The organism is Leucobacter weissii (assembly GCF_017565745.1).
Lineage (GTDB): Bacteria > Actinomycetota > Actinomycetes > Actinomycetales > Microbacteriaceae > Leucobacter > Leucobacter weissii.
The window spans coordinates 314,625-338,715 of record NZ_JAGDYM010000004.1 but is presented as its reverse complement, the minus strand read 5'-3'; the positions used below and the strand labels follow the sequence as shown (position 1 = coordinate 338,715).

The 24,091-nt window shown below is 70.7% G+C and carries 21 protein-coding genes; 16 read left to right on the top strand and 5 right to left on the bottom strand.

From position 1 onward, the window contains the following. The first annotated feature begins 50 nt into the window (after positions 1-50). Positions 51-1,100, top strand: a complete 1,050-nt coding sequence (locus J4H92_RS03750; protein WP_208096179.1) for a class I mannose-6-phosphate isomerase — start codon at positions 51-53, stop codon at positions 1,098-1,100. Continuing rightward, positions 1,097-2,434: an FGGY-family carbohydrate kinase gene (locus J4H92_RS03745; RefSeq protein WP_208096176.1), complete on the top strand. Its 1,338-nt coding sequence runs from the start codon at positions 1,097-1,099 to the stop codon at positions 2,432-2,434. Before J4H92_RS03750 ends, J4H92_RS03745 begins: the two co-directional genes overlap by 4 nt. Before the next feature lie 28 nt (positions 2,435-2,462). Here the strand turns inward: J4H92_RS03745 and J4H92_RS03740 are convergent, their stop codons facing one another. Further along, entirely contained in the window at positions 2,463-3,404 is a 942-nt protein-coding gene (locus tag J4H92_RS03740) for a hexose kinase (protein ID WP_208096173.1), read from the bottom strand. A 110-nt stretch (positions 3,405-3,514) separates the two neighbouring features. Here J4H92_RS03740 and J4H92_RS03735 point away from each other — a divergent pair, with 110 nt between their 5' ends. The 14 genes from J4H92_RS03735 to J4H92_RS03670 all read left to right on the top strand — a co-directional run bounded on the left by J4H92_RS03735 (position 3,515) and on the right by J4H92_RS03670 (position 20,184). Then, positions 3,515-4,339 carry a class II fructose-bisphosphate aldolase gene (locus J4H92_RS03735; RefSeq protein ID WP_208096170.1) on the top strand — a complete coding sequence of 275 codons (825 nt, stop codon included), beginning with the start codon at positions 3,515-3,517 and terminating at the stop codon, positions 4,337-4,339. Next, positions 4,336-5,838: a xylulokinase gene (gene xylB, locus J4H92_RS03730; protein WP_208096168.1), complete on the top strand. Its 1,503-nt coding sequence runs from the start codon at positions 4,336-4,338 to the stop codon at positions 5,836-5,838. Before J4H92_RS03735 ends, xylB begins: the two co-directional genes overlap by 4 nt. Continuing rightward, complete coding sequence (locus tag J4H92_RS03725; protein ID WP_208096165.1) at positions 5,835-6,584, top strand: DeoR/GlpR family DNA-binding transcription regulator; 750 nt, start codon at positions 5,835-5,837, stop codon at positions 6,582-6,584. Before xylB ends, J4H92_RS03725 begins: the two co-directional genes overlap by 4 nt. A 298-nt stretch (positions 6,585-6,882) precedes the next feature. Beyond that, positions 6,883-8,409 (top strand): sugar ABC transporter ATP-binding protein, encoded by a 1,527-nt coding sequence (locus tag J4H92_RS03720; protein WP_208096163.1) that lies wholly within the window; start codon positions 6,883-6,885, stop codon positions 8,407-8,409. Then, positions 8,406-9,425 carry an ABC transporter permease gene (locus tag J4H92_RS03715; RefSeq protein WP_208096158.1) on the top strand — a complete coding sequence of 340 codons (1,020 nt, stop codon included), beginning with the start codon at positions 8,406-8,408 and terminating at the stop codon, positions 9,423-9,425. Before J4H92_RS03720 ends, J4H92_RS03715 begins: the two co-directional genes overlap by 4 nt. Positions 9,426-9,463: 38 nt before the next feature. Beyond that, entirely contained in the window at positions 9,464-10,441 is a 978-nt protein-coding gene (locus J4H92_RS03710; protein WP_208096155.1) for a sugar ABC transporter substrate-binding protein, read from the top strand. A 124-nt stretch (positions 10,442-10,565) separates the two neighbouring features. Then, complete coding sequence (locus tag J4H92_RS03705; protein ID WP_208096153.1) at positions 10,566-11,624, top strand: NAD(P)-dependent oxidoreductase; 1,059 nt, start codon at positions 10,566-10,568, stop codon at positions 11,622-11,624. 64 nt (positions 11,625-11,688) lie between these two features. Beyond that, positions 11,689-13,122 (top strand): xylulokinase, encoded by a 1,434-nt coding sequence (locus tag J4H92_RS03700; protein WP_208096149.1) that lies wholly within the window; start codon positions 11,689-11,691, stop codon positions 13,120-13,122. A 233-nt stretch (positions 13,123-13,355) separates the two neighbouring features. Continuing rightward, entirely contained in the window at positions 13,356-14,609 is a 1,254-nt protein-coding gene (locus J4H92_RS03695) for a cupin domain-containing protein (protein WP_208096146.1), read from the top strand. After that, entirely contained in the window at positions 14,606-15,664 is a 1,059-nt protein-coding gene (locus tag J4H92_RS03690) for an aldose 1-epimerase family protein (protein WP_208096143.1), read from the top strand. Before J4H92_RS03695 ends, J4H92_RS03690 begins: the two co-directional genes overlap by 4 nt. Further along, positions 15,661-17,154: a sugar ABC transporter ATP-binding protein gene (locus J4H92_RS03685; protein WP_208096142.1), complete on the top strand. Its 1,494-nt coding sequence runs from the start codon at positions 15,661-15,663 to the stop codon at positions 17,152-17,154. The genes J4H92_RS03690 and J4H92_RS03685 overlap by 4 nt, the downstream gene beginning before the upstream one ends. Continuing rightward, the gene (locus J4H92_RS03680; protein ID WP_208096139.1) at positions 17,151-18,158 is read left to right on the top strand and encodes an ABC transporter permease subunit; all 1,008 of its coding nucleotides are present in this window, start codon (positions 17,151-17,153) and stop codon (positions 18,156-18,158) included. The genes J4H92_RS03685 and J4H92_RS03680 overlap by 4 nt, the downstream gene beginning before the upstream one ends. Continuing rightward, positions 18,155-19,213, top strand: a complete 1,059-nt coding sequence (locus tag J4H92_RS03675; RefSeq protein WP_208096136.1) for an ABC transporter permease — start codon at positions 18,155-18,157, stop codon at positions 19,211-19,213. Before J4H92_RS03680 ends, J4H92_RS03675 begins: the two co-directional genes overlap by 4 nt. Further along, the gene (locus J4H92_RS03670; protein WP_208096134.1) at positions 19,210-20,184 is read left to right on the top strand and encodes a sugar ABC transporter substrate-binding protein; all 975 of its coding nucleotides are present in this window, start codon (positions 19,210-19,212) and stop codon (positions 20,182-20,184) included. Before J4H92_RS03675 ends, J4H92_RS03670 begins: the two co-directional genes overlap by 4 nt. A gap of 67 nt (positions 20,185-20,251) precedes the next feature. Here the strand turns inward: J4H92_RS03670 and J4H92_RS03665 are convergent, their stop codons facing one another. The 4 genes from J4H92_RS03665 to rhaS all read right to left on the bottom strand — a co-directional run bounded on the left by J4H92_RS03665 (position 20,252) and on the right by rhaS (position 24,056). Then, entirely contained in the window at positions 20,252-21,253 is a 1,002-nt protein-coding gene (locus tag J4H92_RS03665; protein WP_208096130.1) for a LacI family DNA-binding transcriptional regulator, read from the bottom strand. Between the two features lie 81 nt (positions 21,254-21,334). Next, positions 21,335-22,507, bottom strand: coding sequence for an L-rhamnose isomerase (rhaI, locus tag J4H92_RS03660; protein WP_208096127.1), 1,173 nt, complete (start codon positions 22,505-22,507; stop codon positions 21,335-21,337). 37 nt (positions 22,508-22,544) lie between these two features. After that, positions 22,545-22,922: an L-rhamnose mutarotase gene (locus J4H92_RS03655; RefSeq protein WP_208096124.1), complete on the bottom strand. Its 378-nt coding sequence runs from the start codon at positions 22,920-22,922 to the stop codon at positions 22,545-22,547. 87 nt (positions 22,923-23,009) lie between these two features. After that, positions 23,010-24,056 (bottom strand): rhamnose ABC transporter substrate-binding protein, encoded by a 1,047-nt coding sequence (gene rhaS / locus J4H92_RS03650; RefSeq protein ID WP_208096121.1) that lies wholly within the window; start codon positions 24,054-24,056, stop codon positions 23,010-23,012. Positions 24,057-24,091: the final 35 nt, after the last annotated feature.

The window sequence follows — 24,091 nt, the reverse complement described above, 5'->3', positions numbered from 1 at the left end:
TTCCGGGGAGATCGGCCGCCGACGGAGCTCGGCGGGAGGGAGGAGGCGAGATGAGCGATCCGGGCATCGTCGAGCTCGAGGCCAATCGCCCCGGTGCGCGACCCTACCGGGGCGGCAGCGGCATCGCCGGCTTCCGCGGTGTGCCGCACGCGGATCCGTATCTGCCGGAGGACTTCCTCGCGTCGACGACGGAGGTGTTCGCGGGCGGCGGCGTCGGGCTCAGCCGTCTGGCGGACGGTCGTCTGCTGCGCGACGCCATCGCCGCCGATCCGATCGGATTCCTCGGATCGGCGGAGGCGGGCGCGTCGGGCGGGACGGGGCTGCTCACGAAACTGCTGAGCACGGACGAGCGGCTCTTCATCCACGCCCACCCGGACGACGCCTTCGCACGGGCGCACGGTCTCGGGAGCTGCGGCAAGACGGAATCCTGGTTCGTCTTCGACGTCGCCCAGGGCGCCGACGCCTTCGTACTCCTGGGATTCCGCCGGGATGTGGGGTTCGCGGAGCTCACCGGATGGTTCGATGACCAGGATGTGGCGGGCATGACCGACGCGATGCACCGGATCCCGGTGCAGACGGGCGACACGTTCCATGTTCCCGCCGGCCTCCCCCACGGGATCGGGCCCGGCCTCACCCTCGTCGAGCTCCAGCAGGCGACCGACCTCTCGGTGCTGCTCGAGTACGCGGGATACCCCGGGATCGATCGCGACGGCGCTCTGCTCGCGCTGCCCCGGGACGAGGCGCTGCGGGCCTTCCGCCGGTCGCGGCTCGACGACGAGGAGCTGGCCGAGCTGCGGACGTCCCGCCCCGCCTCGGGCCGGACGCGCGCGCTCTTCCCCGCCGCCGCCGACCGCTTCTACCGCGCCCGCCACGTGCGCGCGGGTCGGGATCCCGTGCGGCTGGAGACGGGATTCGCGGTGCTCGTCGTGCTCGGCGGCGCGGGCCGGCTCTCCTGGGAGGGCGGCTCGCTCGAGGCCGAGCGCGGCCGCACCTTCCTCGTGCGCCACGACGCCGGCCCCGTCTCCGTGGGGCCCGGACTCGAACTGCTCAGCTGCCGGCCGCCGCGATCGCGCGGCGAACGAAGCGGACCGGGGCGTTGAGCGCCGCGGCACCGGCGCCCCTGCTGCTGGGGGTCGACGTCGGGACGACCGGGATCAAGTCGGTCGTCTTCTCCCGCACCGGGCGGGCTCTCGCGGGGAGCCGACGCGAGACCCCGTGGACCGTCGTCGCGGAGGGGGCCGAGACGACGGCCGAGCAGCTGCGCGACGCCGCGCTCGACTCGGTCCGGGAGGCCGTCGACGCCGCCCCGCCGGGGCGCATCGCCGGGATCGGCGTCGCGAGCTTCGCCGAGTCCGGAGTGCTCCTCGATCCGGACGGCCGCGGCACGGCCCCGGTGATCGCCTGGTACGACCGCCGGGACGCCTCCGAGCTGAACGAGCTGGAGGCGGCGCTCGGGTCCCTCCGCTTCTCGGCGACGACCGGCCTGCCCTTCGCCCAGCAGTGGTCGATCACCAAGGGCCGCTGGCTCAGCGACCACGCTCCGAAGAGCGGCTCCCGGACGATCCGACGGCTGAGCGTCGCCGAGTGGATCGCCGTGGCCCTGGGAGGGCGGGCGGCCACCGAGCCCTCCCTCGCGTCACGCACCGGCTGGTTCTCGCTGCGCGAACGCTCCTGGTGGCCCGAAGCGCTGGAGTTCTCGCGGGTACGGGAGTCCTGGCTCCCGGAGACCGCCGAAGCCGGAACCGACCTCGGGGCGGTTCGCGACGGGGTCCATCCCCGGCTCACGGGCGCCCGGATCGCCGTGGCGGGTCACGACCACCAGGCCGCCGCGGTCGGGGCGGGGGCCTGGCGCCCCGGCGAGGTGCTGGACTCCTGCGGAACCGCCGAGGCGCTGGTGCGAACCGCCGAGGCGAGCCTCGACCTCTCGGCGATCGAGCGCCTCACGGCCGGGGGCGTCACCGTCGGCTGGCACGCGCTCCCCGGGCGCTGGTGCCTGCTGGGAGCGACGGAGGGCGGCCGGGTGCTCGGCGCTCTGCTCGCACGGCTCGGCGTCGACGATCTCGCGGGCGGGATCGACGACCGTGCGCGTGCGCTGCCGGACACCGGCCTCCGGATCCGCGCCGACGCCGCGGCGGGCGGGCGGGCGGCGCTCGTCGCCGAGGGCGATCCCGCCGCGCTCTGGCGGGCCGCGGTCGAGGGCGTGACCGAGGACGCGGGCCGCCTCGCGAGGCTCATGGAGCGCAGCGCGGGCCCCAGCGCGCGATTCATCGCGGTCGGGGGGTGGACCGCCAGCCGGGCGCTGATCGACGCGAAACGGCGTATCCTCGGAGCCGTGGACCTTCCCCGGATCGACGAGGCCGGCGCTCGCGGCGCGGCGCTCTTCGCCGGGATCGCCGCAGGGATGTGGGAAGATGCCTCCTCATCCGCGTTCTGAGCCCGAGTCCCGGAGACCTCGCTCGCCGTCAGTCGAGTCCGAGGGCGTACGAACGGTCGATGCGGTCCGTGCACCAGCGCTCGAAGCGGTCCTCGGGGAGGACCTCGAAGAAGGTGCTCGCGTGGGCGACCGCCGATCCGCCCCACAGCACGGCCGCGCGCAGCGCCCGCTCGCGATCGGAGCGCGCGGAGAGAAAGCCCGCCAGCATGGCGTCGCCCGCGCCGACCGCGTTGCGCACGCGATCCGGCCGGGCCCCCGCCCAGAGCTCCCCGTCCGCGTCGACCAGCAGCGCGCCGTCGGCCCCAAGACTCACGAGCACGGATCCGACGCCGTGTCTCCCCCGCAGCTCGTGCGCCGCGTCCCGCACCTCTCCCAGGGTCGCGACGGGTGCTGCGACGAGCTCGGCGAGCTCCTGGGCGTTCGGCTTGACCAGGTCGGGTCCGGCGGCGATCCCCTCGAGCAGGGCGGCTCCGGAGGTGTCGAGGGCCGCGTACCGACCCCGTTCCCGCGCACGCTCGACGATCCGCGCGTGCAGCCGCGCGTCGCTGCCGGCCGGGAGGCTGCCCGCCGTCAGGATCGCGGCTCCGGGCCGATCCGCCAGATCCGACACCAGTTCGATCAGCGCCGCGCTCTGGGAGTCGCTCAGGGCGGCCCCGGAGGTGTTCACCTTCGTGTCCGCGCGTCCGTCCACGAGCAGCGTGAGGTTGGTCCGCACCGGCCCGCCGGAGGCGAAGGAGTGCGGCACCCCGAGCGCCGCGAGTTCCCGATCCATGAAGTCGACGCCGTCGCCCGCGGCGACCAGCACCGCGTGAGTCGCCCGACCGGCGCGGTGGAGCGCCACCGAGACGTTGACCCCTTTGCCGCTCGGTTCTCGGCGCTCGCTGCGCGCACGGTGCACGGCGCCGAACTCCCACCCCTCGACTTCGACCGTCCAGTCGATCGCGGGGGCGGGGGTCACGGTGATCAGCACCCGTCCATCGTAGCGAGGCGCTCCGCAGCCCCGCGACGGGCGGGCGGGCCGGACGCTCGAACCGGAGATGAGGCTCCCGCGCAGGGGGGCCTCGAAGAAGGAGGAGGATCATGATCGCTGCGAGAGACCTGATCGCCGAGGCCCGCGGAACGGGCGTTCTGGCGGTCAACATCGTGACGGTGGAGCACGTGCTGGGCACGGTCGCCGGCGCCGAACGCGCCGGGAAACCCGTGATCCTGCAGCTGAGCGAGAATGCGATCGCCTACCACGGCCGCGCCGAGCCGATCGCCGCGGCAGCTCGGGCCGCCGCCGAAGCGGCGGCGGTGCCCGTGGCCCTGCATCTCGATCACATCACCGACGAGGCGCTGGCGCTCCGCGCTCCCGAGCTCGGTTTCGGATCGGTGATGTTCGACGGGGCGGCGCTGCCGTTCCAGGAGAACCTCTCGCGGACCCGCGCGGTGGCCGAGGCGCTGCAGGATGCCGGACTGCGGGTGGAGGCGGAACTGGGCGAGATCGGCGGCAAGCTGGGCGCCCACGCCCCCGGTGTGCGCACCGATCCCGAGGAGGCGCGCGCCTTCGTCGCGGAGACGGGGGTCGACGCGCTGGCCGTCGCCGTGGGGTCGCAGCACGCCATGACGACCCGCGACGCGAGACTCGACGTCGACCTCATCGCGCGCCTGGCCGAGGCCGTGCCGGTGCCGCTCGTGCTGCACGGCTCGTCGGGGGTGTCGGACGCGGGGATCCGCGACGCCATCGCCGCGGGGATCGTCAAGGTCAACGTCGGCACGGCGCTCGGCATCGCATTCACGGAGGCCGCGCGACGGGTGCTGATGGATCCGACCGTGACGGACCCGCGACGCTACCTCGGCCCCGCGCGCGACGCCGTGGCCGGAGAGGTCTCCCGCCTGCTCGACGCGGTGATCGGCAACCGATGAGCGTCTCCGCGGTCGTCGGCGTCGACTCGTCGACGCAGTCGTGCAAGGTCGAGTTCCGCGAGCTCGACGGCGGGCGCCTCCTCGCGCGCGCGAGCGCCGCCCATCCGCCCACGGAGCCGCCCGTCAGCGAGCAGGATCCGGAGTCCTGGTGGCAGGCGTTCGTGCGCGCGTTCCGCCGCGCGCGCGCCGAGGCGGGCGCGGTGCGCGTCGAGGCGATCAGCATCGCCGGGCAATGCCACGGCTTCGTGCCGCTCGACGCCGCGGGACGGGTCATCCGCCCGGCCAAGCTCTGGAACGACACCACGGCCGCACCGGAGCTCTCGGCGCTCGTCGACGAGATCGGCGCCCGCCGTTTCGTGGAGACCACCGGATCCATCCCCACCGCGGCCTTCACCATCGCGAAGGTCGCGTGGCTGCGCGCGCACGAGCCGCAGCACTTCGCCCGGCTGCGCACGATCCTGCTCCCCCACGACTACCTCGGCTACCGTCTCACGGGCCGCTATGCGACCGACCGCTCGGACGCCTCCGGCACCGGATACTTCGACCCGAGCCGGAACGCCTACCGTCCGGAGCATCTGGCCCGCATCGACGACCGGGCCGACTGGGAGAGCATGCTCCCCGAGGTGCTTCCGCCGGACAGCTCGGCCGGCACGGTTCGCGCAGCGGCCGCGGAGGCGCTCGGCATCGGCACGGACACGGTCGTCGGAGCGGGAGGCGGCGATCAGCACGCCTCGGCGCTCGGCCTCGGCATCGAGGCCGGCGAACTCGTCTTCTCCTTCGGCACCTCCGGGGTCGTCGTGACCACGACCCCGGAGCCCGTGCGGGATCTCAGCGGAGCGGTCAGCGGAACGGCGGATCTGACCGGCGGGTTCCTGCCGCTCGTCTGCACCCTCAACGCGGCGAAGGTGACCGACACCTTCGCCCGGCTGCTGGGGGTCGACCACACCGATCTGTCCCGCCTCGCCCTCGACGCCGACGACGACGGCCCGGTGCTCGCGGCGTTCCTCGATGGCGAGCGAACTCCCGACCGGCCGCACGCGTCCGGTCTCCTCGCCGATCTCACGCCGAGCGCGACGCGCGAACAGCTCGCGCGCGCGGCGGTCGAGGGGGTGGTGTTCGGCCTGGTGGGCGGCGCGACCGCGATCTCGCGACTGGGCTGCGACACCGACGGTGCGGTCTTCGCGATCGGAGGCGGCGCGCGGTCGGAGGCCACGGTTCGGCTGCTGGCCGAGGCGCTCGGGCGCCCCGTGGAGCTCGCGAGGACGGCCGAGCCGGTCGCCCGCGGAGCGGCGGTGCAGGCGGCGGCGGTGCGCCTCGGTGCCGAGGTCGCCCGGATCGGCGAGGCCTGGCGACCCGCCGTGGACCGCTCCGTGAGCCCGCGCCCGGGCCGTGCGGCCGCCCGCCGATACGCCCGCTATCGCGAGGTGGCCGCCGTGACCGATCTCGACGCCGCGGCCCCGCGCGAGTCGCGGGACGACGCTACGCTATTGCCACGATGACTTCTCTCGCCGCAGAACAACGACGCGCCTGGCTCCTGAGCCGGTTGCGCGAGACGCAGCGGCTCTCGCTGGCCGAGGCGGCGAGCGAGCTGGAGGTCAGCGAGATGACGGTGCGCCGCGATCTCGATCGACTCGAGGAGAGCGGGGGCATCCGCAGGGTGCGCGGCGGCGCGCTGTACACGGGCCCGGTGAGCTTTCAGGGACGCGAGCGCTCCTACGCCGACGAGAAGATAGCGATCGCCGAGAAGCTGCTCCCGCTGGTGCCCGACCGGGGCATGATCGCCTTCGACTCCTCGACCACGATGCACCGGCTCGCGCAGCGCATCGTCGGGGGCGGCGATCTCTGCGTCGTGACCAACGGCATGCTCACCTTTCAGGCGCTGCAGGAACGACCCGGCCTGACGGCCGTCCTCACGGGGGGCGCGGCGGACCGTCGCAGCGACTCCCTGATCGGCCCGGTCGCGACCCGCTTCCTGTCCGGCGTGCACCTCTCCGCCTTCTTCGCCTCCGCCGCGTCGGTCGACGAGCGGGGCTGTCACGAGAACACCCTCGAGGAGGCCGAGATCAAGCTGGCCTTCGCCCGCGCGTCCGACCGGGTGATCATCGGGGTTCACGCCGAGAAGCTCGGCAATCCGGCGACCGCCGCCGCGGTGGAGTTCGAGCGGATCGATACGCTCGCCACCGAGCTCTCCCCCGACACGCGCGAGCTCGAGCCCTATCGCGGCCTCGTCCCCGAGCTGCTCTGAAGCGAGAGCCCGTGGACTTCCGCCTCCAAACGGCGCCGCCCCCGGGCCGGTGGCCGGACCGCTGACCCGGCGCCGACCAGCCCCTCGCCGCCCGGCTCCGGCGGCTGCGATCGCCCGCCCGGCGCGTCCCTCGACGTCCGCGGCGGCGACGGGTCGCGCCCGCCGAGGTTTCCATTCGATGAACGGGAGGTTTCCCGTTCGTTACCGTTTCGATATCTAACAGAAATTGACAAAACCTAACAATAGAGAACATGATGAGTGCATTGCACACACGTCACAACGCAGTGGAGGAGCCCCGATGTCAGCTCGGAGCACGGCGGTCGGCGAGCCGCGGGAGACCGGTCTCGCGCTGCAGATCGACTCCCTGACCAAGGAGTACCCCGGGGTGCGCGCCCTCGACGGCGTCAGCCTCGATCTCCGCGCCGGAGAGGTGCACGCCATCGTCGGCGAGAACGGCGCGGGCAAGTCGACGCTGATCAAGGCGCTCTCGGGAGCCATCGCTCCCACCAGCGGCACCATCACGGTGGACGGGGACCGCTACGACCGGTTGACCCCGCAGCTGGCGCGCGAGTTGGGGATCGCCGTCATCTACCAGGAGTTCACCCTCTTCCCGAATCTGAGCGCGGCGGAGAACGTGTTCCTGGGCGATTTCATCCGCAGAGGGCCGGTGCTCGATCGGAAGGCCATGGCCGAGCAGTCCAGCGCACTGTTCACGCGCCTGGGCGTCGCCATCTCGCCGGGCGCGCTGGTCGAGACGCTGACCACCGGCTATCAGCAGATCGTCGAGATCGCGAAGGCGCTCTCGAAGGAGGCGAAGCTCCTGATCATGGACGAGCCCTCCGCACCGCTCACTTCGACCGAGGTCGAGGCCATGTTCGCGATCGTCGAAACCCTCAGGCGAGAGGGCATGACCATCGTCTACATCTCGCATCGCATGGAGGAGATCTTCCGGCTCTCCGACCGCGTCACCGTGCTGCGGGACGGCAGCTACGTCGCGACCCGGAACACCGCCGAGACGTCGAAGAGCGAGCTGATCTCGCTGATGGTCGGCCGCGAGCTCAGCGAGGGATACCCCGCCAGGCACCACGAGATCGGCGAGCCCTCGCTCACGGTCGACTCGCTCAGCGGCAACGGCGTGACCGACATCAGCTTCGTCGCCCGGCGGGGCGAGATCCTCGGCTTCGCCGGGCTCATCGGCGCGGGCCGAACCGAACTCATGGAGCTCCTCTTCGGGGCGAAGCCGACGGAGTCGGGAACGGTCGAGCTGCACGGCGCGTCGGTGCTCTCCGCGAGCCCGATCGCGGCGATCCGCAACGGCATCGCGCTGGTGCCGGAGGACCGCAAGCGCCACGGCCTGGTCCTCGAGTTCTCCATCGAGCAGAACATCTCGCTTCCCACGCTCAAGAAGCTCTCGCGCGGGCCGGTCGTGTCGGGATCCGCCGAAGCCGGTCTCGCCGAGCGCTATATGCGCGAACTGCGGGTCAAAGCGCCCAGCGGCAAGGAGATCGTCGGAAACCTCTCCGGCGGCAACCAGCAGAAGGTCGTGCTCGCGAAGTGGCTCGCCACCGGCCCGGAGGTGCTGATCTTCGACGAGCCGACCCGCGGCATCGACATCGGTGCCCGCCACGAGATCTACGCCATCATGAACCGCCTCGCAGCCGAGGGGAAGACGATCCTGATGATCTCCTCCGACATGGAGGAGCTGATCGGGATGTCGGACCGCATCGTCGTGCTGCAGGAAGGCCGCCAGCGCGGCGTTCTCGCCCGAGAAGACATCACTCAGGAAGCCGTGCTCACCCTGGCTTCGGAAGGAGACCACGCATGACCGCGAAACTCATGCCCCGCATTCACGGGCTGGGCATCGTCCTGGTCCTGGTGCTGCTGATCGCAGGCTTCAGCATCCTCTCGCCCAACTTCCTCGATGCGAACAACCTGTTCAACATCCTGCGCCAGGTCACGACCCTCGGGATCGTCGCCGTCGGCTTCGCGTTCGTGCTCCTCACCGGGGGCATCGACCTCTCCGTCGGCTATCAGATCTCGCTCTACGTCGTCGTCTGCGGCATCCTGATGTCCCAGTTCGAGGTGCCCTGGCCCCTCGCCATCGTGCTGGTGCTGGTGCTGGGCGTGATCATCGGACTCATCAACGGGCTGATCATCACGCTCACCGGGGTCGCGCCGCTGATCGTCACCCTGTCCATGATGACGATCCTCAACGGCGTCAGCTACCTGCTCTCCAAGGGTCTCCCCATCTCGGGATTCCCGAGCGGCTTCTCGGTGCTCGGGCAGGGCGCGGTCGTCGGCATCCCGATCTCGGTGATCGTGCTGGTCGTGATCTGGGCGATCGGCTACTTCATCGCGAACAAGACCTACATCGGCCGCTACTTCTACGCCATCGGCAACAACATCGAGGCCGCACGGCTCTCGGGCGTGAACACCCGCCGGACCCTGCTGTTCGTCTACGCCGTGTGCGGGCTCTTCACTGCGGTCGGAGCGGTTCTGCTGCTGTCGCGCCTGAACTCCGCGCAGTCGGCCACCGGCGCGGGATTCGAGTTCAGCGTGCTCACCGCCTGCGTCCTCGGCGGCGTCAGCGTGATGGGCGGACGCGGATCGCTCTTCGGCGCCTTCATCGGCGTGCTCATCGTCGGCGTGCTCGACAACGGCCTGGTGCTGCTCAACGTGAGCGAGTACGTCCAGCTGGTCATCAAGGGCCTGATCCTGCTCACCGCCGTCATCTACGACGCGATGTCGAAGAACGCGAAGGGTCGCGGTCGGCAGATCGGCGGCGTCTCGCTCGGGGGCAAACCCGTCGACCCCAAGACCTCGACCGTCCCCCTCTCCTGACCACGTCATCAACACCTCACCTCGAAAGGAATCTCTCAATGAAGAAGATCACTGCAGTGCTCGCAGCAGGAGCGCTCCTCCTCGGCCTGAGCGCCTGCTCCTCCAACGGCGGCGGCGCCCCGTCCGCGTCCGACGACGACTACTCGGTCGGCGTCACGTTCTCCGATCTCTCCAACCCGGTCTGGGCGGAGCTCGTCCAGGAGGCGCAGAGCTACGGCTCGGAAGAGGGGCTGGCCGTCAACTACGTCGACGCCAAGAGCGACGCCTCCACGCAGGTCACCCAGATCGAGAACTTCATCCAGCAGGGCGTCGACGCGATCATCATCTGCGCCGTCGATGCGGCGTCGCTGGTCGACGTCACGCAGCGGGCCCAGGATGCCGGCATCAAGGTGGTCGGATACACCCAGGTGCTCGACAACTACGACGCCCAGTACCTCGTGGACGCCTACAACACCGGATACGCCAACGGCGAGGCGGCCGCGAAGTGGATCAATGAGAACTACGGGCACGAGAGCGTCGTCGAGTGGGGACTCATGGATCTGCCCACCTTCCCCGAGATCATCGACCGCGCGAACGGAATCAAGGACGCGATCGCCGAACTCGCGCCGAACGCGGAGCTCGTGGCGACCAACTCGGCGCTGACCGCTGAGGAGGGCGTGACCAACGCCGAGAACTTCCTGCAGGCGAATCCGGATCTGAAGGTCATCGCGACCATCGGCGGCGGCGGCGCTCAGGGCGGCAACGAGGGCGTCAAGGCGAGCGGCATCACCGACTACGACGCCTTCGGCCTCTTCGGCATCGACGCGACCGAGATCGAGATCCAGAACATTCTCAATGGCGACCCGCAGAAGGCCTCGATCAGCCTGGGCGGCGGCAAGGCCCACGGGCGCACGCTGGTCGACATCACCGCCGACCTGCTCGCAGGCGAGACGGTCGAGAAGGATCAGTACATGCCGATCACGGTCATCGACCAGAGCAACGCGCAGGAGTACTACGACGAGGTGTTCGGCGGCTGAGCGCCGGACGCATCGCTGCGGTGCGGGCGCGCCCCGCGGCCCGCACCGCAGCACCCAGCACACTCGCGCGGACCGGACCGCTCCGGCCCCGCGCCCGGAGCATCAAGATACGAGGCAGACACCGATGACACGCATTCTGGCCGCGGGAGACCTGTTCATCCGTTCCGCGCACCTGCGCCGAGCGATCGAGCACGCCCTCGAGGAGCGGCCCGCAGACATCCGAGAGATCGAGTTCGACTGGCCCGACGCCCCGTTCGGCCGAGTCGCGGAGGTGGACGAGGCCTCGGGCACCGAGGATGAGCTGATCGAGGCGCTGCGCGGCGTGACGGCCATCGCGACCCAGCTCGCCCCGCTGACCGAGCGGGTCCTCGCGGCCAGCCCCGAGTTGAGGATGATCGCCGTCTCCCGCGGCGGCCCCACGAACGTGAACCTGGCGGCCGCGCGCGCCCACGGCGTCGCCGTGGCCAATGTGCCCGGTCGCAACGGCGTCGCGACGGCCGAGATGACCATCGGGCTCGCCCTCGCGCTGCTGCGCCGCATCCCGCTCTCGCACGGCACCCTGCTCGCCCACGAGTGGCGCGGGGAGTTCTACCGCTACGACGAGGTCGGAGGCGAGGTTGCCGCGTCCACCATCGGCCTGCTCGGCGCCGGAGCCGTGGGGGCGCACGTCGCCCGCGTGTTCGCGGCCATGGGAGCCGACGTCCTCGTCTTCGATCCCTATCTTCCCCCCGGCGTATTGGACGGAGTGGTGCGTCGCGCCGCCACCGCCGAGGAGGTGTTCCGCGAGTCGGACCTGGTGTCGGTGCACGCGAGGCTCTCCGACGAAACCGCGCACCTCGTCAACGCCGAACGACTGGCCCTGATGCGGCGGGGGTCCTACCTCGTCAATGCCGCGCGGGGCGGCCTGGTCGACTACGACGCGGCCGCGGACGCGATCGAGAGCGGGCAGCTCGCCGGCGCCGCATTCGACGTCTATCCCGAGGAGCCGGTGGATTTCGGGCATCGCATCTTCGCGCTCGCCGCGGACGGGCGCGACATCGTGCTCACGCCCCACATCGCCGGAGCGAGCCGGGAGACCGCCGCCCGCGCCGCGAACGGCGTCGCTGAGGAGCTCCGGCGCTTCGTCGCGGGAGAGCCGGCGCTGCATCCTCTCGTAGAATTCGCGCAGGGCCCCGCGCGCTGAGACGCGGCGCGCACCCGCTCCCGAGCGACCTTCCCCCGTTCCCGATCCCCCAGTCAGAGCGAACATGAGCAAGCTACTCCTCGGCATCGACGTCGGCACGAGTTCCGTCAAGGTGGTCGCGACCGACCACACGGGCAAGCTGCTGGCCGACGCCTCGCAGCGCTACCCCACGGCCACCGACGGCACCGCGGCCGAGCAGGACGCGAACGCCTGGTGGGCGGCGGTGTGCGCCGTGACCCGGCGCGTCGTGAACGGGCGCGAGGTGACCGCGGTCTCGGTGACCTCGCAGGCGCCCACCCTGGTGCCGATCGACGCGAGCGGCGCGCCGACCTCTCCCGCGCTCACCTGGCTGGACCGCCGTGCCTCGGCCGAGGCGCGGCGCATCGCCGAGATCGTCCCCGGATCTCGCAACGGCGCGGATCCCTTCTTCGGCACCGCGAAACTGCCCTGGCTCGCCGCTCACCGCCCCGAGGCGCTGAGCACGGCCGAGCACGTGGTCTCGGCCAACGGCTTCATCGTGCGTCGGCTCAGCGGAGCGAGCGTGCTCGACGACACCACGGCGGCGCTCATGCAGGGGTTCGACGACGACGCCGACGCCTTCGATTCCTCGCTGCTCGAGGCCGAGCCCTCGCTGCGCCGCCTCCCCCGCATCGTGCCGTCGACCGAGGTCGTGGGAACGGTGACCGCGGAGGCCGCCCGCGCCACCGGCATCACCGCGGGCGCGCAGGTGGTCGCCGGCGGCATCGACTCGATCGGATCGGCCCTCGAGGCCGGCATCATCGCGCCCGGGGATCCGCTGGTCGACATGACCGGGTTCTCGAGCGTCACCATCCTGCCGGTGCCGCGAGGCACCCGAGTGCCCGGATTCATCCACACGCGTCACTGCGTGCCCGGCGTCGACCTGCTCATCACCGCCCAGGTCACGGCCGGCGCCACGATCGACTGGGTCAACGGCCTCGACGGGCAGCGCGATCTGCGCGACGATGCGACTCTGGGGGCCCGATCCCGGCCGGGTCGTCTGACCATGGTGACCAGCCTGGCAGGAGAGCGCACCCCGACCTGGAATCAGCGTTCCCGCGGCGTGATCGACGGCATCGATCTCGCCGCGGACGGGTACGATCTGATGCTCGCCGCGATGGAGGGCAACGCGATGGCGCTCGCGCGCGATGTCGCGACGATCGCCGAGGCGGGCTACCCGGTGGACCGGGTCGTGTCGACGGGAGGCGGGTCCTCGTCGCACGTCTGGCTCCAGATCAAGGCGGACGTGCTGGGGGTTCCGGTGGACCGACCGGCCAGCGGCCACGGAGCCGCGCAGGGGGCTGCGGTGCTCGCCGGGCTCGCGACCGGGGAGATCCCGACCTTCGAGACGGTTCGCCGGCTCGGGCAGGCGACCCAGGCGAGCTACGCCCCGCAGCCGTCGCTGACGAGCGCCTACGCCGAGCGTCTGACGCGCTTCGCCGAGCTGAGCGCGCTGAACGAGACCCGCCGGGCCCGCTGACCGTCCCCTCGTCCGCGCCCCGGCGACCGGACGCGGCGGATCAGTGCCGCCCTTCGCGCCCGGGTCGCGCCCCGGGGTCGCTGCGGCGATCCCGTTTCCGGGGGCCGAGGAATCGGAGCCCCGGTGTGTCGCGCCCTCCCACTTGTGCCCTCGGATGAGGTCTGATAGTTTCATTGAAACATCTTTGGTTCAATGAACCAGATCATGCAGATGAACGCACAAAGGAGTGGGTAATGGCACAAGCCGGTCCGTACGAGGGCGTCTCGGGTTCCGAATCCGCCATCGATCGAGCGATGAACGACGCGAACGGCGTGCTGCGCCTGGCGCCCGCCTGGGTTCCGCGCTCGTTCTGCACGCCGGGGCGAAGGATCCGGCTGCATCCGGACGACTACTTCCCGCTCGGCAAGGAGCGCGGCGGCATCGATGAACGCTGGCTGGCGAGCGCCGTGCGCGCGGAGAACGGCCCGCTGACCGACCCCTTCGAGGGCCTCAGCCTCGTCCGCGACCCGAACGGCGGCGTGATCCCGCTCGACGAGGTCTTCGCCCATGCGAAGGGGGAGGCGCTCGGCGAGCTGTGGGAGAGCCACGGTCGCTGGCCGATGTACTCGAAGTTCTTCGACAACGAATTCCCGCTGCCCTTCCACATTCATCATCGCGACGAGCATGCCGCGCTGGTCGGCAAGCCGGGCAAGCCCGAGGCCTACTACTTCCCCCCGCAGATGAACGACCACGGCGGGCGCTTCCCCTACACCTTCTTCGGGCTCCATCCCGAGACGACGAAGGAGCAGGTGCGCGACAGGCTCGAGGCGTTCCTGCGCGGCGGCGACAATCGCATCACCGACCTCTCGAAGGCCTACCGGATCGCCGCGGGCACCGGATGGGACGTCCCAGCGGGCATCCTGCACGCGCCCGCGAGCGTCTGCACCTACGAGCCGCAAGCCGCCTGCGACGTGTTCGCGATGACCGAGTCCTGGTCGAACAACCGCGAGGTGCCCGACGAGCTGCTCTGGAAGGACGTGCCGGCGGAGAAGGTCGGCGACCTCGATTTCATCATCGACCTGATCGACTGGGATCGCAACGTCGACCCGGAGTTCTGGAGCCACCGCTTCACTCCCCCGGTCGAGACGCTCGAGAGCCGGACGGGCTCCCCCGAGTTCGTCGAGCGCTGGATCACCTATCGTTCCCCGGCGTTCAGCGCCAAGGAGCTCACCGTGGCACCGGGCGGAACGGCCCGGATCTCCGATCGCGATGCGCACGGGCTCATCGCCGTCGCCGGACACGGCAGGATCGGCGGGCAGCTGATCGCCGCGATCTCGGGCATCCGCTACGGCCAGTTCTCGGACGACGAGTTCTTCGTCACGTCGAGCGCGGCCGAGGAGGGGGTCGTGATCACGAACGCCTCGTCGACCGAGGACCTCGTGATCCTCAAGCACTTCGGGCCCGGCAACCGGCAGCTCGAGGCCGAGCGCGGGGAGCTCGGGATATGACCGTGCGGGACGAGCCCCGTCTCTTCGGACGCACGCTGCCCGAGGCGCGACGCCGGGTGGGAGCCCTCCGTCAACTCGCCGGCGCCGACGAACTGGTCGAGACCCAGGGGCCCGCACGCGGCGGGCGCCGGATCGTCGTGACCTCCGGCGGCGGCCTCGCGCTCGACCTGCACCCGGACCGCGCCCTCGACATCGGCGCCGTCAGCTACCGCGGCGTTCCGCTCGCCTGGCACTCCCCGACCGGGTTCGCCTCGCCGGCCCTGGCCGTCGACTCGGGAACCGGCTGGCTGCGGAGCTTCGGCGGCGGGCTCCTCGCCACCTGCGGCTTGGACGCCTACGGGCCGCCGAGCCTCGAGTCCGGGATCGAGTATCCGATGCACGGCCGGGTGGGAACCGTGCCCGCCGCGATCACCCGGAGCCAGGTCGCCGACACCGAGATCGTGGTCGAGGGGGAAGTGCGCCAGACGGCGGTGTTCGGGGAGAACCTGGTGCTGCGCAGGCGGATCCGGATCCCGCTCGGCGGCACGAGCATCGTGGTCGAGGATCGCGTGACGAACGAGGCGGCCGCTCCCGTCGGCCACATGGTGCTGTATCACGCGAACCTCGGCTGGCCGCTGATCGACGAGGGCGCCGTGCTCGACCTCCCCTCGAATGCCGTGTCCCCGCGCGACGCCGACGCCGCGTCCGGTCTCGAGCACTGGGACGCGCTGTCCGCACCCGTCCCCGGCTACGACGAGCAGGTCTTCCGGCACGACTTCTCCGATCGCGGCACCGCCGAGGTCTCGGTCGACAACCCCTCCCTCGACGTGCGGCTCGCCCTGCGCTTCGACACGGCCTCGCTGCCCGCCCTCCACCAGTGGAAGATGCTGGGAGAGGGCCACTACGTTCTCGGGCTGGAGCCCACCAACGTGGACTGGAGCCTCGGCCGGGCCGCCGCGCGCGACGCCGGAGTGCTGCCGATCCTCGCGCCCGGCGAGAGCGCCGACTACCGCCTGGAGTTCCACTGCGGCCCCAGCCGCGCACGGATGGCCGACGAAGAGCGGAGCGCAGCATGACCGCGGCGCTGGAGATGCGGGGCATCTCGAAATCGTTCCCGGGGATCCGCGCGCTCGCGGACGTCGACCTCGAGGTCCGCGCCGGTGAGGTGCACGCCATCGTCGGCGAGAACGGCGCCGGAAAGTCGACGCTCATGAAGATCCTCGCCGGCGTCTACCAGCCGGATCGGGGGACGATCAGCCTGGAGGGCGAGGAGACCCGCGTCTCGGGGCCGATCGACGCTCGCAGACGCGGCATCGGAATGGTCTATCAGGAGCTCAACCTGGTGCCGGATCTGACCGTCGCCGAGAACATCATGCTCGGGGCGACGCCGTCCCGCCTGGGCTTCGTCCGGCGGCGCCGGCTGCACGACGCGGCGGTGGCCGTGCTCGACGCCTTCGATGCGCGGGTCGACCCGTCTGCGATTCTCGGCTCGCTCACGGTGAGCCAGCAGCAGATCGTGGAGATCGCGAAGGCCTACGCGCAGCGGCCGAAGATCATCGTGCTCGACGAACCGACCTCGTCGCTCAGCGAGCACGAGGCGCAGGCGCTCTTCCACATCGTGCGGAGGATGCGCGAGGACGGCATCGCGATCATCTACATCAGCCATCGCCTCCGCGAGGTCCTGGACCTCGCGGACCGCGTCACGGTGCTCAGAGACGGCCGCAGAATCGAGACCAGGGAGTCATCCGGCCTCACGGCCGGCGAGATGATCCGTCTCATGGTCGGCCGCGAGCTCACCGACATCTTCCCCAAGCGGGAGGTCCCCATCGGAGCGACGGTGCTGGAGGTCGAGGAACTCACCAGGAGCGGCGCCTTCGACGAGGTCTCGCTGCATGTTCGCGCGGGCGAGATCGTGGGGCTCGCCGGGCTCGTCGGAGCCGGCCGCACCGAGGTGGCACGGGCGGTGTTCGGCCTCGAACGAGCGCAGTCGGGCGCGGTGCGGGTCGACGGCGTCGAGGTGCAGGCCCGCACCCCCGGCCAGGGCGTCAAGGCCGGAATCGCCTATGTTCCCGAGGACCGCAAGCGGGACGGCATCGTGCCGTCCGCGTCGATCAAGGACAACATCGCCCTGCCGGTGCTCTCGGGGCTGTCCACCGGCGGGTGGATCTCGCGCTTCCGGGAGCGCTCCCTGGCGCGGGAGCAGGTCGACAGCCTCGGCGTCTCCCCTCCGGTGATCGAACGGGCGGTCGACACGCTGAGCGGCGGCAATCAGCAGAAGGTCGTGATCGCGAAGTGGCTGGCCGCCCGGCCGCGGGTGCTGATCCTCGACGAGCCGACGCGCGGCGTGGACGTGGGGGCGAAGGCCGACATCCACGAGATCATCGGCGAGCTCGCCGCGGCGGGCACGGCGATCCTGCTCATCTCCTCCGAACTGCCCGAAGTGCTGGCGGTGAGCGACCGCATCTACGTGCTCCACGAGGGCCGCATCTCCGCGGAGCTCGGGCGCGCGGAGGCGGACGAGGCGACCGTCATGCACGCGGCGACCGGAGAGGCGGTGCACTCGTGAGCGACACCAGGCTCGACACGACGGCGACGGGGGTTCCCGGGACGAGCCGAGTCACCCAGGCCAATCTCGCCGCCAGGCTGGGCCCACTGATCGGGATGCCGCTCGGCGTCCTCCTGCTGCTCGTGATCGGGACCGTGCTCTCGGATCGTTTCCTCACGGTCGGCAATCTCGTCAACGTCCTCATCAACATCTCGATCCTCGGCGTGATCGTCGTCGGAATGACCTTCGTGTTCATCACCCGAGGACTGGCCGATCTCTCCGTCCCTGCGACGGTGGCCGTGGGCGCGATCCTCTCCCTCAGCCTGCAGCCCCAGCTCGGCACCCTCCCCGCCGCCGCCGTCGGCGTTCTCGCGGCGACCGGCGCCGGGGCGGTCAACGGGGTGCTGATCGGCTACGCGCGGATCAATCCGGTCATCACCACGCTCGCGGTGAGCACGATCGTGCTCGGCATCGCCCAGTGGAGCGCGGGAGGCGTCATCGTCTACGGATCCGACCCCGGCGCGCAGGCCTTCCTCAACAGCCGGGTGTCCGGGATCCCGGTGATCGTGATCATCTTCGCGGTCATCGCGACCGCCGGCCATCTGGTGCTCTCGAGAACCACCCTCGGGCGCTGGGTGTACGCGGCGGGGAGCAACCCCGACGCGACCCGAGCGAGCGCGGTGCCGCTGGCGCGGACCCGCGCCGCCGCCTTCGTCCTCACGGCCGGGCTGGGCGGCTTCGCCGGCGTCCTGCTCGGGATCACGCTGCAGACCGCCCGCCCGGCGATCGGCGTCGGCTACGAGTTCGACGCCATCACCGCGGTGGTGGTCGGCGGGATCAGCCTGCTCGGAGGCTCGGGCAGCATCCCGCGGGCGCTCGGCGGGCTCATGTTCGTGGCGCTCCTCAACAACATCCTCGTCCTCCAGGGCGTGCCGACGGCGGTGCAGGGCATCGCGAAGGGACTGCTGATCGTGCTCGCCGTCTCGCTCGACATCTATCTGCGCCGCAAAGGAGGCCGCTCATGACCCCCACGAGCTCCGCGCAGCGTCCCTGGACCCTCGCGCTCCTCGGCCTGGTCCGATACCGGGTGGTGGTGATCCTTGTCGCCACGCTCGCGATCTCGGCGACCTTCGTGCCGGGCTTCTTCGCGGCCAGAACGCTGAGCCTGGGCGCGGATCGCGTCGCGACCATGGGCCTGATCGCAATCGGCCTCACCGTCGTGCTGATCGCCGGGCAGCTGGATCTCTCGGGCGGCGCGATTCTCGCGCTCTCCGGAATCGCCGCCATCGGACTGCAGGAACAGCTCGGTCAGGTGCCCGCCGCGATCGTCGGCGTCGGCGTCGGGATCCTGGCGGGCACCTGCAACGGGGTGCTCGTGGTGGTGCTGAGGATCAACTCGCTCGTCGCGACGCTGGCCTCGATGCTGCTCTTCCGAGCGGTGTGCCATCTCATCACCGACTCCCGGCCGATCAGCGGCGTCGACCCCTTCTTCGGCATACCGCTGACCCAGCCCCTCTTCGGCACGCTCTCGGCGCGGGTGGCGCTGTTCCTGGTGCTGATCCTGCTGCTGCACGTCTGGCTGACGCGCACGGTCAGCGGGCGCAACCTCTTCGCGGTGGGCAGCAACGCGACCAGCGCCTCCGCGAGCGGGATCCGCTCGCGCTGGTACCTCTTCGGCGCATTCGTCTTCAGCGGGTTCATGGCGGGCCTCGCCGGCGTTCTCTTCAGCGTCGCCTCGAACACGGGATCGCCGGTGTTCGGCGACACGATCGTGCTCACCGCGATCGCGGCGGTCGTGATCGGCGGCACGCGGCTGGAGGGCGGCGTCGGGTCGGCGCTCGGCACTCTGGGAGGACTGCTCACGCTCGCCGCGCTGACCACGGCCATGGAGTACCAGAGCGTTCCGGCCTATGTGCAGGACATCGTCACCGGCGCGATCCTCCTCCTGCTGATCCTGCTCGATGCGCTCACGCACGCGAAGAGAGGCGTCGACCTCTCCCTCCCCTCGCTCGTACGCCGCTTCTCACCGAGGAGAGCCGGCAGCACCCCAACGAAGGAAACCGAAAGGACACACGCATGATCAAGAAAGCGCTCATCGGAGGCACGGCGCTGGCCGCAGCGCTGCTGCTCGCCTCCTGCTCGGCGGGCGGCGGCCCCGAGGCGGACCCCGCAGACGGCGAGGCCGCCGAGATCTGCTACATCACGGCGGCCGAATCGCACGCCTACGCCACGCCCGCGAACGAGGCGTTCAGCGCGGCGGCCGAAGCGGCCGGTGCCACGGTCACGACCCTCAGTCAGGACTTCGACGTCCAGACCGGCACGGAGCAGCTCACCACCTGCATCGGCCGCGATCCCGACGGGATCGTGCTGTGGCCGCTCGACCCGCAGGCCTACATTCCCGGCCTCATCCAGGCGCAGACGGCTGGCATCCCGGTCGTGCTCATCAACTCGCCGATGGACGACGAGGCGCTCGAACTCGTGGCGAGCTTCACCGGTCCCGATGTCTACGAGGAGGGCGTGCTCTCCGCGGATGCGCTGAACGATGCGCTGGGCGGCACCGGGGGCGTCGTCATCATCGCGGGCCAGGCCGGCAACGGAACCAGCATCGGCCGCACCGACGGCTTCACGGAACGACTCGAGGAGCTCGGTTCGGAGATCGAGATCCTGCAGACGGTGAACGCCGACTTCGACCAGCAGAAGGCGCTCGTCGCGAGCCGAGACCTCATCACCCGCTTCGGCGACGACATCGACGGCGTCTACGCGAACGACGACACGATGGCCCGGGGGTTCATCGACGCGTGGGCCGAAGCCGGGAAGGATCCGGACTCCATCCCGCCGATCGTCGGCATCAACGGGCAGCGGGACGCGTTCGAGTCGATCAAGGCCGGACAGTTCTACGCAACGATCGTCCAGTCGCCGGTCGAGGACGGGAAGCTGGCGCTGGAGACGATCCTGCGAGTGGTCGCCGGCGAGACCGTCGACAGCCGCATCCCCATCCCGCTGACGGTGGTCACCGCTGAGAACGTGGACGACGTCGAACCGGCGTTCTGAGGTTCGACCGCATTCGGGGGCGGGGCGGCGAGGAGCCGCCCCGCCCCCTTCCGTCCCCAGGACGGTGTCAGCTCGAGTCCCGCACGACGAGCTCGGGCGCCAGCACGACGTGGTTCGCCTCGAGGGCGGAACCGGAGCCGTCGATCAGGCTGATCATCATCTCGACCGCGGTGCGCCCCAGCTCCGCGCGAGGCTGGGCGATCGTCGTCAGCGGAACGGCTCCGAGCGCCGCCCACTCCAGATCGTCGTATCCCACCACCGCGATGTCGTCGGGGATGCGCAATCCCGCTCGGATCAGCTCCTGCATGAGTCCGAGAGCGAGCATGTCGTTCGCGCAGAGCACCGCCCGCGGTCGCTTGTCCGGCGGCCGCAGGGCGAGAGCCGCACCGACCGCGCGGCCGTCGTTCACCGTCCACGAGGCGCTCGAGACGATCTCCAAGGTGATGTCGCCGGCTGAGCGATCCACGACCTCCCTGACCCCCTCGTACCGCTCGCGGACCTTCCGGGAGCGGTGGGGGTGGCCGACGAACGCGATCCTGCGGTGACCTCTGCCGATGAGGTGCTGGGCGCCGAGACGGCCGCCCTCGCGGTCGTCCACGACGACCGACCAGACATCGCGGTCGTCGCCGACGCGATCCACGAACACCATCGGCACGCCGCGATCCCTCAGCATGTCCAAGCGGGAGCTCTTCTCGTCGACCGGCGAGATGATGATCCCCTGCACGCGCTGCTGCACGAGCAGATCGAGATTCTGCGATTCCAGCAAGGGATCGTAGGAGCTGTTGCAGAGCACGACTCCGAGGTCGTGCTCGCGGCAGAAGGCCTCCGCGCCGAGCGCGACATCGACGAAGAACGGGTTTCCGAGCTCGGCGACGGTGATCCCGATCGAGCGCGTGCGTCCCGGACGGAACTGACGCGAGCGCTGATTCGGAACGAAATCGAGCTCCGAGATCGCCTGCATGACCCGCTCACGAGTCTCGGCCCGAACGTACGACGGTCGGTTGAGCACGTTGCTCACGGTGCCGGACGACACGCCGGCGAGGCGCGCCACATCGCGTATGGTCGTCAACGATCACCGCCCTGCACTGTTCGAACTACGGTTCATTGAACAATGCTACCCCGTCGCGGCGGGCGGCGGGCGGATCTCGGCTCAGGCGCCCCAGCTCGCCTGCGTGCCGCCGACCCGCTCGGCCGCGATCCGCTCGAAGTAGCCGGACGAGGCGTAGGCGGCCATCGGGTCGGCGGGCAGCCCGCGGGACTCCCGCCATTCCGCGAGCGCGGGGCGCACGTCCGTCTGGAAGGCGTCCATGAAGACGCCGTTCGCGCTCAGCACGTCGCCGGCGGCCTGCGCCGCGCCCAGGGCGTCTCGATCCAGCAGCAGCGCGCGGGCCGCCATCTCCTGGACGTTGAGCACCGAGCGGATCTGACCGGGGATCTTGTCCTCGATGTTGTGGCACTGGTCGAGCATGAACGCCACCGGGCTGTCCGCCTCGAGACCGCCGCCGCGCACCACCTCGACGAGGATCCGGAACAGCTGGAAGGGGTCCGCCGCGCCGACGATGAGGTCGTCGTCGGCGTAGAAGCGGGAGTTGAAGTCGAAGGAGCCCAGCTTCCCGAGGCGCAGCAGCTGCATCACGATGAACTCGATGTTGGTGCCGGGCGCATGGTGCCCGGTGTCGAGGCACACGAGCGCCCGCTCCCCGAGCGCGCTCACCTGCGCGTAGGAGGTGCCCCAGTCCGGCACGTCGGTGTGGTAGAACGCGGGCTCGAAGAACTTGTACTCGAGCACGAGGCGCTGCTCCTCGCCGAGACGCTCGTAGATCCGCTGCAGCGAATCCTGCAGCCGGTCCTGACGGTCGCGCAGATCGGCCTGACCCGGGTAGTTCGACCCGTCCGCCAGCCAGATCTTGAGGTCGCGGGATCCCGTGAGGTCCATGATGTCGATGCACGCGAGGTGGTGGTCGATGGCCTTCCGGCGGATGCGGTCGTCGGCGTGCGCGAGCGAGCCGAGCTTGTAGTCGTCGTCCTGGAAGGTGTTGGAGTTGATCGTCCCGAGGGCGACGCCCTCGGTCTCCGCGTGCGCCTTGAGCGCCGCGAAGTCGTCGACCAGGTCCCACGGGATGTGCAGGGCGACGGCGGGTGCGAGTCCGGTGTGCCGATGCACCTGGGCCGCGTCGGAGATCTTCTCGAAGGGATCCCGGGGCGTGCCCGGGGTGCCGAACACCTTGAACCTCGTGCCCGAGTTTCCGTAGGCCCACGAGGGGACCTCGATGGCCAATCGCTCGAGTACGGCCCGGGCGTCGGGGGTCAGCAGGGTGCTCATGATGTGCGCTTTCGTGTCGGGGGTGTGATGCGGCCGGTCACGCGGGCCGGCCGGTCTCTGCGGGCTCGCGGCTCTCCGCGAGCCCCGCGGCGGCGGCCTGCTCCTCGAGGTTGAACACCTCTCGGAGCCGGGGCGCGCCCTGGTCGGGTCGCCCGTCGAGGGCGACGAAGAAGTCGGCCATCTCCGCCTCCCAGGCGCGCGTGCGGGGATCCTCCGCGAGCGCACGCCGAGCGGCTTCGTCGTCATCGGTCTCGTAGGTGCCGATCAGCAGGCCGTCGTCCCTCAGGAAGAGGGAGTAGTCGCGCCGGCCGGCGTCGACGATCGCCTGGAGCATCTCGGGCGGCACGGCCGCGTGACGCCGCACGTACTCGTCGAGCCGATCCGGCCTCACCTGCAGCTGGAAGCAGACGCGCATCGCTGACACCTTTCCGTTCTCGTCCCGATGATGCGGGTGGTACCGGCGGCGCTCCCCGGGATGCGAGGGGCGCCGCCGGTCGACGACTCAGAAGTCGAAGTCGCCGATGTTGTCCGCGTTGAAGCGGTAGGGCTCTCCGAGCAGCACGACGCCGTCGGCGCCGACCGTGTACTCGCCGAGCTTGCCGGCCTCGAAGGTGTCGCCCTCGGCGCCGGTCACCGTGCCGTCGACGAGCGCCTGCGCGGCGAAGGCGGTGAGGTAGCCGAGATCCTCCGGGTTCCACAGCGCGAACTCGGTGACGGTTCCGTCCTCGACGTACTCGCGCATCTGGTTCGGGGTGCCGAGACCGGTCAGCGCGACCTCGCCCTTGGCATCGGAGGTCGACAGGTAGCGCGCGGCGGCCGCGATGCCGACCGTCGTCGGCGAGACGATGCCCTTGAGCTCGGGGTAGGTCTGGAGCAGCGCCGCGGTCTTGTCGAACGAGGTCTGATCGTCGTCGTCGCCGTAGACCACCTCGACCAGCTCGATGTCCGGGTGGTTCGCCGCGATCTCGTCCTCGATCAGCTCGATCCAGGCGTTCTGGTTCGTGGCGTTGGCCGCCGCCGAGAGGATCGCGATCTGGCCCTCGTCGCCGATCTGCTCGGCGATCATGTCGAGCTGCACCTGGGCGATGCCCGCGGCGTCGGCCTGGTTGACGAACAGGTCCCGGCACTCGGGATTGGTGTCGGAGTCGAAGGTGACGACCTTCACGTCGTTGTCGCGGGCCTCGTTCAGCGCGTCGCAGATGGCCTGCGGGTCGTTCGCCGACACGGCCAGCGCGTCGACGCCCTGCTGCGTCGCGGTGTTGATGAAGCTCACCTGGGCGTCGGGCGTGGCCTCGGCGGGGCCGACCTCGCTGAAGGTGCCGCCGAACTCCTCGACGGCGGCCTTGCCGCCCGCGCTCGAGGTGTCGAAGTAGGGGTTGCCCAGGTTCTTCGGGAGGAAGGTGACGCTGGCGCCCGAACCGGTCTCTCCCGATCCGGTGTCGCCGGAGCCGGTGTCTCCCGTGTCGCCGCTGCAGCCGCTGAGCAGCAGCGCCGCGGAGGCCGCGAGCGCGAGGACGGCGCCGGCCCGCTTCTGTGTGTTGAACCGCATCGTTCTGTTTCCTTTCGTTGTCCCCGCACGGCGGC